8 protein-coding genes are annotated in these 13,026 nt (G+C 72.5%); all 8 read left to right on the forward strand.

The window, feature by feature from the left end:
• Window positions 1-21: 21 nt before the first annotated feature.
• The 8 genes from ACIOD2_RS43700 to eccCa all read left to right on the forward strand — a co-directional run bounded on the left by ACIOD2_RS43700 (window position 22) and on the right by eccCa (window position 13,025).
• The gene (locus tag ACIOD2_RS43700; RefSeq protein ID WP_400551405.1) at window positions 22-786 is read left to right on the forward strand and encodes an AraC family transcriptional regulator; all 765 of its coding nucleotides are present in this window, start codon (window positions 22-24) and stop codon (window positions 784-786) included.
• Between the two features lie 85 nt (window positions 787-871).
• Entirely contained in the window at window positions 872-1,780 is a 909-nt protein-coding gene (locus ACIOD2_RS43705) for a diiron oxygenase (RefSeq protein WP_400551406.1), read from the forward strand.
• 4 nt (window positions 1,781-1,784) lie between these two features.
• Entirely contained in the window at window positions 1,785-3,266 is a 1,482-nt protein-coding gene (locus ACIOD2_RS43710; RefSeq protein ID WP_400551408.1) for an FAD-dependent oxidoreductase, read from the forward strand.
• 554 nt (window positions 3,267-3,820) lie between these two features.
• Window positions 3,821-4,153, forward strand: coding sequence for a WXG100 family type VII secretion target (locus ACIOD2_RS43715; protein WP_323330613.1), 333 nt, complete (start codon window positions 3,821-3,823; stop codon window positions 4,151-4,153).
• Between the two features lie 31 nt (window positions 4,154-4,184).
• Window positions 4,185-4,484: a WXG100 family type VII secretion target gene (locus ACIOD2_RS43720; protein WP_323330614.1), complete on the forward strand. Its 300-nt coding sequence runs from the start codon at window positions 4,185-4,187 to the stop codon at window positions 4,482-4,484.
• A 91-nt stretch (window positions 4,485-4,575) separates the two neighbouring features.
• Window positions 4,576-5,142 carry a hypothetical protein gene (locus tag ACIOD2_RS43725; protein ID WP_400551410.1) on the forward strand — a complete coding sequence of 189 codons (567 nt, stop codon included), beginning with the start codon at window positions 4,576-4,578 and terminating at the stop codon, window positions 5,140-5,142.
• A 42-nt stretch (window positions 5,143-5,184) separates the two neighbouring features.
• Complete coding sequence (locus tag ACIOD2_RS43730) at window positions 5,185-9,018, forward strand: hypothetical protein (protein ID WP_400551412.1); 3,834 nt, start codon at window positions 5,185-5,187, stop codon at window positions 9,016-9,018.
• Window positions 9,015-13,025: a type VII secretion protein EccCa gene (gene eccCa / locus ACIOD2_RS43735; protein ID WP_400551414.1), complete on the forward strand. Its 4,011-nt coding sequence runs from the start codon at window positions 9,015-9,017 to the stop codon at window positions 13,023-13,025. The genes ACIOD2_RS43730 and eccCa overlap by 4 nt, the downstream gene beginning before the upstream one ends.
• Window position 13,026: the final 1 nt, after the last annotated feature.

Raw genomic sequence — 13,026 nt, forward strand, 5'->3', positions numbered from 1 at the left:
CGGCCACCTAGGCTCGGACCCGTGCGCAACATCCACATCGACACCGTCGACGGCCTCGAGCGGGACGTCGTGGCCATCGGCACCGACTACCCGCCCGGCCACGTGCTCGCCGAACACCGGCACCGGCGGGCCCAGGTGCTCTACGGCGTGACCGGCTCGATGCGGGTCGAGACGGCCGACGGGGCGTGGATCGTGCCGCCGCACCGGGCCGTGCTGATCCCCGCCGGCACCCCGCACGCCGTGCGGATGGACGGGGTCAGCACCCGCAGCCTCTACGTGAAACCCCGTGCGGTGCCGTGGTTCCCGGGCCGCTGCCGGGTCGTCGAGGTGACGCCGCTGCTGCGGGAACTGCTGCGCGAAGCCGTCGACGTCGAACCGCGCTACGCCCTGCGCGGGCGCGACGCGGCGCTGCTGCAGCTGGTGCTCCACGAGCTGCGCCGGGCCGCTCCGCTGCCGCTCGACCTGCCGCTGCCCGCCGACCCGGCGCTGCGCCGGCTGTGCCAGGACTTCCTGGTGGACCCACGCATCGACGTCCGCCCGGCGGCCTGGGCGGCCCGGCTGCACGTCGCGGAACGGACGCTGCACCGCCGGTTCCGCGCCGAGACCGGGCTCGGCCTCGCCCCGTGGCGGCGCCGGGCCTGCGTGCTGCACGCATTGCCGCTGCTGGCGGCGGGCGCGCCGGTGGCCGAAGTGGCCGCCGGCCTGGGCTATTCCGGCCCGGGCGCGTTCACCACGATGTTCTCCCGCCTCCTCGGCGCGCCGCCGAGCGAGTTCCGCGACCGCTGATTCCGAGGACGGGTGTGCACTGGAACCAGTATGTGTTACGGTTGGTAACAGTAAACCGTGGTAACACCTGACGAGGAGGTCGGCCATGACGAGCATCGGCGAGCGCGAGCCGGAGGTTTCGGACCGCGAGACGATGGCGCGCCGGCTGCTGGACTCGTCGGAGCAGCTCTCGTACGACCCCGTCACGGAGGTCGACTGGGAGACCCCGCTCGACAAGGGCTTCCACGGCGCCAGCCCCGAGTGGAGCACGCTCTACGGGACGTCCTACTGGGACGAGATGACTCCCGAGCAGCAGCGCGAGCTGACCCGTCACGAGGCGGCGTCGGTGGCCAGCACCGGGATCTGGTTCGAGATGATCCTGCAGCAGATGATCCTGCGGGACTTCTACGCCAAGGACCCGACCGACCCGGCGTTCCAGTGGGCGCTGACCGAGATCGCCGACGAGTGCCGTCACTCGATCATGTTCGCCCGCGGTGCGGCCAAGCTGGGCGCGCCCGCCTACCGGCCGACCCGGTTCGTCGTCGAGATGGGCCGCACCTTCAAGGCGACCGCGACCGGGGAAGCCGCCTACGCGGCGATCCTCGTCGCCGAAGAGGTTCTCGACGTCATGCAGCGCGACTGGATGCGTGACGAGCGGGTCGTCCCGTTCGTCCGGACGATCAACAACATCCACGTGGTCGAGGAGTCGCGCCACATGAAGTTCGCCCGCGAGGAGACCCGCCAGCGGCTCGAAGGCGCCGGCTGGGTGCGGCGGCAGATTAACGCACTGGTCGTCTCGATCGCGTCCTACTTCATCGTCACGAGCATGGTGAACGCCAAGGTCTACGAGAACGCCGGGCTCGACGGCGAGCGCGCGCGGCGCGAGGCGAAGGCCAACCAGCACCACAAGTCGATGCTGCGCTCGAGCTGCTCCGGGCTGATGGAGTTCCTGCACTCCGCCGGGCTGCTGACCAAGCCGGCGCTGTGGTTCTACAAGCGCGCCAACCTGATCTGACGTCATGGCCTTCGCGATCACGCAGACCTGCTGCGCCGACGCCTCCTGCGTGTCGGTCTGCCCGGTCAACTGCATCCACCCGACACCGGACGAACCGGACTTCGGCCGCACCGAGATGCTCTACGTCGACCCGGACACCTGCATCGACTGCGGTGCCTGCGCCGACGCGTGCCCGGTCGACGCGATCTTCCCGGCCGGCGACCTGACCGGGCCGCTGCGGGTCTACCAGGAGATCAACGCCGAGTACTACGCCGGGCGGGACGTGCTGGCCGAGGCGACCACGGCACCGAACTTCCACCGGTGGGCGCCCCCGGCGTTCACCCGGGTGCTCCCGAGCGACTTCGCGCCGCTGGACGTCGCGGTCGTCGGCACCGGCCCGGCGGGCATGTACGCCGTCGAGGACCTGCTGCTGCACACCAACGCCCGGGTCACCCTGGTCGACCGCCTGCCGGTGGCCGGCGGCCTGATCCGCTACGGCGTCGCGCCCGACCACCCGTCGACGAAGAAGATCGGCGAGACGTTCGCGCGCTTCCACGACCACCCGCGGCTGCGGCTGCGGCTCGGGACCGAGGTCGGCCGCGACGTCACCGCGGCCGAGCTGGCGCGGCGGCACGACGCGGTGGTCTACGCGGTCGGCGCCACGGCGGCCCGCCCCCTCGGCGTTCCGGGGGAGGACCTGCCCGGCAGCCTCGCCGCGACGACCGTCGTGGGCTGGTACAACGGCCACCCGGACATCAAGCCCGGTGCCGTCGACCTCTCGGCGGAGCGGGTGGCCGTCGTCGGCACCGGCAACGTCGCCCTCGACGTCGCCCGCATCCTCACGGCCGACCCCGAGACCCTGGTCGGCACCGAGATCGCGCCGGCCGCGCTGGCCCGGCTGCGGTCGAGCAAGGTGCGCGAGGTCGTGCTGCTGGCCCGACGCGGTCCGGAGACCGCCGCGTACACCCGCTCGGAGCTGCTGGCCCTCGCCGGACGCGCCGGCGTCGACCTCGTGGTCGACACGCACGACCCGCGCGTCGCGGCGGCCGTCGACCAGGGGGAGGGCAAGGCGGCGTGGCTGCGCGGCCTGGGGCGGGAGGCCGTGGACTGGTCCGTGCCGCCGCCGGACGACCGCCGCCGGATCGTCCTGCGCTTCCACTCGGCGCCGGTCGCGTTCACCGGCGACACCGAGGTCCGGGGCGTGCGCGTCACCGGCCCCGGCGGCGACGTCGAGATCCTCGCGGGCCGGGTCGTGCGGGCCGCCGGGTTCCGCGGTGCCCCGGTGCCGGGCCTGCCGTTCGACGAGCCGTCCGGGCGCGTCCCGAACACCGCCGGCCGCGTCGACGGACTTCCGGGCACGTACGTCACGGGCTGGATCAAGCGCGGCCCGTCCGGCGGGATCGGGGCGAACCGGACGTGCGCCCGCGAGACGGTCGGCGCCCTGATCGAGGACGCCGTCGCCGGGCGCCTGCCCGCGCGCCGCCGGAAGCTGTTCGCCCGCCGCTGACCTCGTGCAGCCGCCCCGGTCTCCCCTCGGAGACCGGGGCGGTTTCGTGTGTGCGGCATCCCCCGGATGAGTGATGCGGTACCGCACCGAATCCGGTGCGGTACCGAAGAAATAAGGATGTCCATATCGGACAACTCCGGAAAGCCGCTCAATTGAGCGTAGCCCCCGTGTCGACTTTTCCGGGCCCCGGCCGGAATCCGCGACTTTCGTAGGGTTGCCCGCCCGCGGCGCCGGGCGTTCCGGGGCAGACATTCGTGGCTGGAGGGGCAGCCGGCGTGCGCGACCCGTATCCGCCGGGGCTCTGGCGCAGGGTGATGACCGGCAATGTCCGGTTCTGCCCGAGCGTTCGCACCGCTGTGTCCATAAGGGAACCGAGCCGCGCGAACCCCCGGATCCCTTCATACGATGACCGTGCTGTCTCCGTCAGGCTTTCACGTCTTCCGGCGTCGAGAGTGCCGGGCGGGGCGATGCCGGGGCTCTCGGAAATCCTTTGTGGATGGACGGTGCCCCACCCCGTTCCGGCAGGGCAGAACACACGGATTCGAGGAGGCGAAATGGCGGCTCAGAACGGCGCCAAGGTAGACACCGGGATCATGCGCCAAGGCGCTAGCACCATCACCGACACCGGTCAGGGCATCACGGGCGTGAACCGCCAGGTGGACTCCACGATGCAGGAGCTGCTGGGCACCTGGCGCTCGGACGCGGCCGTGGTGTTCCAGGAGGCGATGGGCACGTTCGACCGCACCGTGCAGACGATCGTCGAGCGGCTGAACACGCTTTCCCAGCACGTCACGACCGGCGCGAACGACTACGACCGCCAGGACGAGGACAACACCTCGAACGTGCGCCAGCAGGCCGCGACCATCGGCGGCCTCCCCGGCTTCTGACCGGTCTCCCTCTCCAGGAAAGGAAAACCCCATGGCTCTGGGTCAGTTCACCATCAGCTTCGCGCAGATGGAAGCCACGGTCGGGCGCGCGCAGCAGCAGTCGCAGCAGATCACCGAGCTGCTCGACCAGATGAACCGCACCATCACCGCGCAGCGCGAGCACTGGCTCGGCAGCGCGGCCGACGAGTTCCAGTCGACCTACGAGTGGTGCCGCCAGCAGGCGCAGACGCTGCCGCAGTCGCTCGACGCCGCCGGCCGCACGCTGGCGACGGTCAACGAGGGCACGTCGAGCACCGAGAGCGCCAACGCGACGCGGTTCGCGCAGCGCTGACTCCCCGCGCTCCGGCCGGGGCACGGCAGTCAGCCGCCGCGCCCCGGCCGGTTCGTCCGAACGCGACAGACCGGAAAGGACTCCTCCCGCCATGGCCTTCGACCCCGTGGTCTTCGAAACCGCCTCGATCGCGAACCCGAACAACCAGCACAGCGACACCCCGCCGTCGACGGAGGGCGCTTTCACCAGCCCGGGCCACCAGGACCCGGGTGACCAGGGCAACGTCTACATCCCGGTCGGTGACGTCTCCACCGCGCCGCCGGTCCCGGGCGGCGCGGACCACCCCGGCAAGGGCGTCACCGCGGTGAACACCCAGGCGATGCACACGTTCGCGCAGAACCTGCGCACGCTCGCCGACGGCCCGCTGGCGAAGCTGCCCGGCCAGCTCGACACCGTCAACATCAAGCCGGGCGTGTTCGCCACGGCGCACGACAAGCTCCTCCAGCCGATCGTCGGCGAGGGCGGGCTGCGCGACTCGACCCGCACCACCGTGCAGGACCTCATCACGGCGATGCACGACGCCGCGGACGCGGTCGACAAGGCGGCCAACGCCTACGACTCCGCCGACGAGGCCAACAAGATGACCACCGACGCCTACAACCAGTACTTCGGGCAGCTGAGCTCGGAGATCACCGGCGCCGGGTCCAAACAGCACTGATCGCGGACGGGGTTTTCGGCGGGCTGAGGCGAGCGAGGGACGATGGGCGACGACAACAACACCCACGGGTTCACCCAGGACGACAACGGCGTCTGGCCGGATTCCGGCAACACGCCGACGAACTCCACCGGTGACCCCGGCAAGGACTTCGACGGCCTGACCTGGAAGCAGATCGAGGCCGCGATCCTCGGTGGCGGGTCGATGGCGCCGGGCCAGGACCAGGCCGACCAGGCCTACTCCAACGTGAACTGGCAGTCCCTGCAAGCCGCCGCCGGCGTGTTCCAGACGACGCAGATGAGCCTGTCGGTCGTCGCCGAAGCGATCCAGAAACAGGTCCAGGCCCTCGCCGGGGACGACGGCCCGTGGAAGGGCACCGCGGCGACGAACTTCAAGGGCATGATGAACGACATGGCCGCGAAGTTCAGCGGCCTGGTGCACCAGATCACCGACGGCAGCAGCGGCGGGCGCAACATCCCGAACCAGCTGGCGAATTCGGCCGCGTACCTGCAGTGGGCGCAGAACACGTTGCGCTACATCGATTCCTACTACGCCCAGCAGGTCATCGCGCGCGGCAAGGTGCTCAACGACGGGCGCGCGTACATCTCGCAGTTCCCCGACGCCGTCGAGATGATGACGAACGACATGCGCCAGGTCGGCAACCAGCTGTCCGGCAAGTACCACTCGTTCTCCGTCGCCAGCTACACCGCGCCGCCGCCGGCCACCCCGCCGCCCGGCGCGGACGTGCCGCCGCCCCCGCCGCCGCCCGAGGCCCCGCCGCCCCCGGACATCCCGCCTCCCGCGGACGCGCCGCCCCCGCCCGCCATCCCGCCGCCGCCCGGCGGTGACACCGGTGGCGGTGGTGGTGGCGACGTGCCGCCTCCCGAACTCCCGCCCCCGCCCGGCGACACGGGTGGTGGCGGTGGCGGAGGCACGCCTCCGCCGTTGTCCAGCGCCGAAATCCCGCCGCCACCCGGTGGGGACCCCGGCGTGGGCGGGGGCGGCGGGGGCACACCCCCGCCGTTCCAGAGCCTCGCCGCGCTCTCGCAGCCGCCCGGCGGCTCGGACGGCCCCGGCGGTCTCGGCGACGTCCCCCCGCCGTCCTTGGACGGCCCGCCCGGCGACGTCGGCGCGGGCGGTGGCGCGGGTGGTGGCGCCCTGCCGCCGCTGACCTCGCCGAGCCTGACCCCGCCGCCGTCCGGCACCGGCGGTAAGGACGACCCGAAGGCCGGTGGCCTCGGGGACATCAAGCCGCCCGCGCTGGACGGCCCGCCCGGGGACACCGGCGCCGGCGGTCTCGGCGACATCAAGTCGCCGTCGTTCGACTCGGCACCGGGTGACGTCGGCGCCGGTGGCGGCGCCGGCGGTGTCAACGGCCTCGGCGACCTCAAGTCGCCCGCGCTGGGCAACCCGCCGGGTGCCGGTGGCCTGAACGGGCTGGGCGCGAACGCCCTCAACCCGGCCGACGTGCCGTCGTCGCTGCAGGACCCGAAGGCGGGTGGTGGTTTCACCTCGCCGATGGGCGGCGGCATGCCGATGATGCCGCCGGGTGGCATGGGCGGCGGGATGAACCCCGCCGGCTCGGAGCGCCCGGACTCGGCCGGCCTGCTCGGCGGCGTCGACAAGCCGTGGACCAGCAGCCTCCCGGACGGCCTCGGCGACCCCAGCGCCTTGACCGACGCCCCGGCGTTGAAGTCGGCCTCGTGGTCGGCGCCTCCGGGTGACGTCGGTGGTGCGGGCGGCGTCGGCGATGTCGGCGGCGCCGGTGGTGTCGGCGATGTGGGTGGCGTCGGCTCTGTCGATCCGGGTGGGATCAAGGGCCTGGACCCGAGTCAGCTGCAGGGGCCGGGCGACCTGTCGTCGTCGAACGGTGGTCAGCAGCAGGGCATGCCGGGTGCGGGCATGCCGATGATGCCGCCGGGTGGCATGGGCGGTGGCATGAACCCCACCAGCGCGGAGCGGCCGGATTCGGCCGGTCTGCTGGGTGGGGTGGACGCGCCGTGGGATTCGGCTCTGCCGGACGGCCTGGGCGACCCGAGTTCGTTCGGCGAGACGCCCGCGCTGGAGTCGGCCTCCTGGTCGGCGCCTCCCGGTGACGTCGGTGGCGCGGGTGGTGCAGGCGACATCGGCGGCGCGGGCGACCTCGGTGGCGGCTCCGTCGACCCGGGTGGCATCAAGGGCCTGGACCCGAGTCAGCTGCAGGCGCCCGGCGGTCTCTCGTCGTCGAACGGTGGTCAGCAGCAGGCAGTCCCGGGTGCGGGCATGCCGATGATGCCGCCGGGTGGCATGGGTGGCGGGATGAACCCCACCAGTGCGGAGCGGCCGGATTCGGCCGGTCTGCTGGGTGGTGTGGACGCGCCGTGGACGGCGGACGTCCCGGACGGTCTCGGCGACCCGAGTTCGTTCGGCGAGACTCCCGCGCTGGAGTCGGCCTCCTGGTCGGCCCCTCCCGGTGACGTCGGCACCGGTTCGGATGCGGCCGACCCGGGCAGCATCAAGGGCTTGGACGCGAACCAGCTGCAGGCGCCCGGTGGTCTTTCGTCGAACGGTGGTCAGCAGCAGGCGATCCCGGGTGCGGGCATGCCGATGATGCCGCCGGGTGGCATGGGCAGCGGCATGAACTCGCCGAGTGCGGAACGCCCGGATTCCGCCGGTCTGCTCGGAGGCATCGACGCACCCTGGACGCCGGACGTGCCCACCGGCGTCGGCGACCCCACCTCGGTCGGCGAGACCCCGGCGCTCGACGCGGCCTCGTGGTCATCACCGCCGACCTCGGGCAGTGGCATCGGCGAGACCCCGGACCTCGGGGCGGCCTCGTGGTCCTCCCCGGCCGGCGAGACTCCGGCCTCGTGGTCGGCACCGGTGCTCGGCTCACCGGTGACCTCGGGCAATGGCGACGGCGGGACCCCGGCCTCGTGGACTTCGCCCACCGGCGAAACTCCGGCCTCGTGGTCGTCGCCGGTGCCTGGCTCACCGGTGACCCCGCTCGGCGAGCCCCCGGCTGCCGGAACGCCGGTCACCCCGGCCAACGGCGTCGGCGGAACCCCATCTGCCGGAACGCCGGTCACCCCGGCCAACGGCATCGGCGGGACCCCGGCCGCCGGAATGCCCCCGACCCCGCCCGGTGGTGTGGGCGGCGGCGTCCCGACGAGCAGCGACCGTCCCGACTCCGCCGGTCTCCTCGGCGGCGTCGACACCCCGTGGACCCCGGAAGCCACCGCGTCCGGTGACCCGGTCACTGCCGGTGCCATGCCGATGATGCCGCCGCCGATGACCCCGCCCGACAACGGCACCGCCGCGGACCGCCCGGACTCCGCCGGGCTGCTGGGCGGCACCACCGAGGCCTGGGCCACCGACGGCACCCCGGGTGAACCCGACCCGGGCACCGGCACCCCGCGCGGCTGGGCGACCGCCGTCCCGGTCAGCGGCTGGGGCTCCGCTCCCGTCGAGAAGTCCACAAAGGACGATGACGTGCGCGTCGAGGTCGTACGGCCCGTCGACACGCACGAGGACACCTCCGCCTGGGACGTCGGCACCGCCGAGTTCCTGCCGGGCCTCCTGCCGTTCGCGCCGCCCGCCGAGGACGAGCAGGACGTCAGCACCGACCTCGTCGAACGCAGTGACGAGCCGTGGCGACCGGCCGAAGACGAGCCGCGCGGGACCTACCAGCGGATCAAGGTCGGCGACGGCGAGTTCATCCCGGACGAGCTGCCGACCTGCGGTGACGGCCCGGCGATGGAGACCGAAACCGAGGCGCCCGAGCCGGAACCCGAAGAGCCCGAAGAGGAAGAGGCCGAACGCACCATGGCGGACCTCCTGAGCCAGGACGACTCCGCCTGGGGCCGGTCCGCGAGCCGTCCGTCGGGGGTGCTGGAGTGAGCACGGAAACCGTCAAGCGCGGGCCGCGTGCGTCCGGCCCCGAGCTGCCCGAAGGCCAGGAAGAGCTGCAGGAGCCGCCCGTACTCGCCGAACCGGCGGCGCGGGACTTCAATTCCCTGCTCATGATGCTGCCGATGGGCATCGGGTCGATGGTCATGGTGCTGTCGTTCTCCGGCGTCGGCGGCAGCTCGCCGATGACGTACGTGCTCGGCGGCGGCATGGGACTGTCCATGATGGCCATGAGCGTCGGCCAGCTGACCCGCGCGGTGGGGGAGCGCAAGCGCAAGATGCGTGCCGAGCGCCGGGACTACCTGCGCTACATCGCGCAGGTCCGCACCCGGGCCCGCGCGACGGCCGAGCAGCAGCGCCGCGCCGTGGCGTGGAACAACCCGTCGCCGGACTCGCTGTGGTCGCTGTCGCTGGGCCGTCGCCTGTGGGAACGGCGGGTCAGCCACGACGACTTCGGCCGCGTCCGCATCGGCCTGGGCTCGCAGCAGTCGGCCCTCGAGCTGGTCCCGCCGGTCACCAAGCCGATCGAGGACCTCGAGCCGCTGTCGGCGATCTCCCTGCGCCGGTTCACCGAGACCTACCGGTCGCTGTCGGGCATCCCGACGGCGGTCGGCCTGCGCAGCTTCACCAGCGTCGAGTTCGACGGCGACCCCGAGGCCGCCGTCAGCCTGGTCCGGGCGATGCTCGCGCAGCTGGTCGTGTTCCACTCCCCGGACGAACTCCGCGTCGCCGTGCTCACCACCGAAGCCGCTCAGTCCCAGTGGGACTGGGTGAAGTGGCTGCCGCACAACCAGCACACCACCCTGCGCGACCCGGCCGGCCCGCTGCGGCTGCTCGCCGCCGACCACGACGAGCTGATGGACGTCCTCGGCCCGGACGTCGCCGACCGCGACGACCACGACAAGGCCGTCGGCCCGACCACGACCGAGCCGTTCGTGGTGATCGTCGCGCACCTGGCCACGATCCCCGAGTCGTCGCGGCTGCTCGGCGCGGGCCTGCGCAACGTCGTCCTGCTGGACGTCACCGGCGCGCTTCCCGGCGGCCCCAAGGTGTTGCGTCTGACCACAAAGGACGACCGGGTCGAGTTCCCGGCCGGCACCGGCGTCGGCTCGGCGGTCCGCGACGAGCTGTCCGTGACGCAGATCGAGGGCCTCGCGCGGCTGCTCTCGCCGAAGCGCACGAGCGGCACCCTGGAGATCACCGAGCAGCCGCTGGAAAGCGACTTCGGGCTGACCGCGCTGCTGGGCATCCGGGACGTCCACACCTTCGACATCACCGGCCAGTGGCGCCCGCGCGCCGTGCAGCGCGCGCGGATGTCGGTGCCGATCGGCGTCACCGAAGACGGCGAGATCGTCGAGCTGGACCTCAAGGAGTCCGCGCAGGGCGGCATGGGCCCGCACGGCATGCTCATCGGCGCCACCGGCTCCGGCAAGTCCGAGCTGCTGCGCACGCTGGTCCTCGGCCTCGCGGCGACGCACTCGTCGGAGATCCTCAACTTCGTCCTCGTCGACTTCAAGGGCGGCGCGACGTTCCTCGGCATGGACCGGCTGCCGCACACCTCGGCGATGATCACCAACCTCGCCGACGAGCTGCCGCTGGTCGACCGGATGCAGGACTCCCTCAACGGCGAGATGGTGCGCCGCCAGGAGCAGCTGCGCGCGAGCGGCCACCCGTCGCTGTTCGAGTACGAGAAGGCCCGCGCGGCCGGTGAGCAGCTGCCGCCGATGCCGACGCTCTTCCTGGTCGTCGACGAGTTCTCCGAGCTGCTGAGCGCCAAGCCGGAGTTCATGGAGCTGTTCGTCTCGGTCGGCCGGCTGGGCCGCAGCCTCGGCGTCCACCTGCTGCTCGCCTCGCAGCGGCTGGACGAGGGCCGCATCCACCGCGTCGAAGGCCACCTGTCGTACCGGATCGCGCTGCGGACGTTCTCCTCGATGGAGTCCCGCAGCGTCATCGGCGTCGGCAGCGCGTACGAGCTGCCGTCCGAACCCGGCAACGGCTACCTCAAGATCGACACCACGAACCTGGTGCGCTTCAAGGCCGCTTACGTCTCCGGGCCGGTCCCAGCGGGCGGCGGTGACGGCGTCAGCGACGTCGCCCGGGCGGGCGCCGAGGTCGTCCCGTTCTTCACCCAGGTCCGGCCGACCCGGTTCATCGTCCGCGACGACGAGCCGGACACGACGACCGAGAAGACCGCCCAGGAGGTCCTCGAAACCGCGCCGAGCGGCCCGACCCTGGCCGACGCGTTCGTCGAGCGGCTGACCGGCGCGGGCCCGGCGGCGCGGCAGGTGTGGCTGCCGCCGCTGGCCGAGTCGCCGAGTCTCGACGCGCTCCTGCCGGGCGTGCTGCCGGACGCCGTGCGCGGCATGACCGTGCAGGACCCGGCCCAGCTTGGCCGCCTGCGGGTGCCGCTGGGCATGATCGACCGGCCGTTCGAGCAGGTCCGTGAGCTGCTGACGGCCGATCTGTCCGGCGCGGCCGGGCACGTCGCCGTCGTCGGCGGCCCCCAGACCGGCAAGTCGACACTGCTGCGCACCCTCGTGCTGGCCCTGGCCATGACCCACACGCCGGAGGAGGTCCAGTTCTACGGGCTGGACTTCGGCGGCGGCGGGATCATGTCGATCAGCGGCCTGCCGCACGTCGGCTCGGTCGCCACCCGCCTCGAACGCGACCGCGTCGTGCGGACCATCGAAGAGATCTCGCAGGTCATGGAGTACCGCGAGAACGTCTTCTCCGAACGCGGCGTCGAGTCGATGGACGTCTACCGGCAGCTGCGCCGCCGCGGCCAGGTCGAGGACCCGTTCGGTGACGTCTTCCTGGTCGTCGACGGCTGGTTCTCGCTCAAGAACGACTACTCCGAGCTGGAGCAGAAGATCGGCGAGCTCGCCTCGCGCGGCCTGTCGTTCGGCATCCACGTCGTGATCGCGTCGACCCGCTGGTCGGAGATCCGGCCGTACCTGCGCGACCTGCTGCAGACCCGGTTCGAGCTGCGCCTGGGCGACCCGATGGAGTCCGAGATCGGCTCGCGCAAGGCCAAGACCGTGCCGAGCCAGCCGGGCCGCGGCCTCACCCCGGACGGCCTGCACTTCCTCGCCGGCCTGCCCCGGATGGACGGCAGCGCCGCGACCGACGACCTCGCCGCGGCGACCAAGGCCGTCGCCGAAGAGGTGCACACGTTCTGGCCGGGCCGCCGCGCCCCGGCCGTGCGGCTGCTGCCCTCGACGCTCCCGCTGTCCGAGCTGCCCCGCCCCGACGGCGACCTGCGGCTGGCGCTGGGCCAGGACGAGCAGCGGCTGCTGCCCGTGTGGCACGACTTCCGCGCCACCCCGCACCTGCTGGTGTTCGGCGACAACGAGACCGGCAAGACCAACATGCTGCGGCTGGTGCTGCGCTCGGTGCTGGCGCGGTACGGGCCGGGCGAGGCGAAGATCGTGCTCGCCGACCCGAGCCGTCAGCTCGACGCCGAGGTTCCCGAGGCCTACCGCGTCGGCTACGCGACGACGACCGAGGCACTGCAGGAACTGGCGACCCAGACGGGCGTCTCGCTGTCGCCGCGCGTGCCGGACCAGAGCGTCACCGCAGACCGGCTCAAGCGCCGTGACTGGTGGACCGGCCCCAGGCTGTTCCTCGTCGTCGACGACTACCAGCTGCTGACCGGCGGCATGGGCTCGCCGCTCGAGCCGCTGCTGTCGCTGCTCGCACAGGGCGCCTACATCGGCATGCACCTGGTCGTCGCGCGCAGCACGTCGGGCGCGATGCGGGCGCTGAGCGACCCGGTGATCCGCCGGCTGTGGGAGCTGGGCAGTCCCGGCGTCGTCTTCTCCTACCCGAAGGAGGAAGGCAAGTTCCTGGGCGAAGCGGCGCCGCGCAAGCTGCCGGCCGGGCGCGCCCAGGTCGTCACCCGCCGCGGCGTGAAGCTCGTCCAGACCGGGTTCGTCCCCGGTCCCGACCAGCAGCTCGTCGGCAGCACATTCGGCACTCTCGAAGGGAGCGGACGTTGAC

Origin of the sequence: Amycolatopsis sp. NPDC088138 (assembly GCF_044741685.1) — a bacterium.
In the GTDB taxonomy this organism is placed as follows: Bacteria; Actinomycetota; Actinomycetes; order Mycobacteriales; family Pseudonocardiaceae; genus Amycolatopsis.

Coding starts and splice junctions, on each gene's coding strand:
- ACIOD2_RS43725 (WP_400551410.1), top strand. CDS start 4,576: ATGGCCTTCGACCCCGTGGTCTTCGAAACCGCCTCGATCGCGAACCCG.
- ACIOD2_RS43715 (WP_323330613.1), top strand. CDS start 3,821: ATGGCGGCTCAGAACGGCGCCAAGGTAGACACCGGGATCATGCGCCAA.
- ACIOD2_RS43720 (WP_323330614.1), top strand. CDS start 4,185: ATGGCTCTGGGTCAGTTCACCATCAGCTTCGCGCAGATGGAAGCCACG.
- ACIOD2_RS43705 (WP_400551406.1), top strand. CDS start 872: ATGACGAGCATCGGCGAGCGCGAGCCGGAGGTTTCGGACCGCGAGACG.
- ACIOD2_RS43730 (WP_400551412.1), top strand. CDS start 5,185: ATGGGCGACGACAACAACACCCACGGGTTCACCCAGGACGACAACGGC.
- ACIOD2_RS43710 (WP_400551408.1), top strand. CDS start 1,785: ATGGCCTTCGCGATCACGCAGACCTGCTGCGCCGACGCCTCCTGCGTG.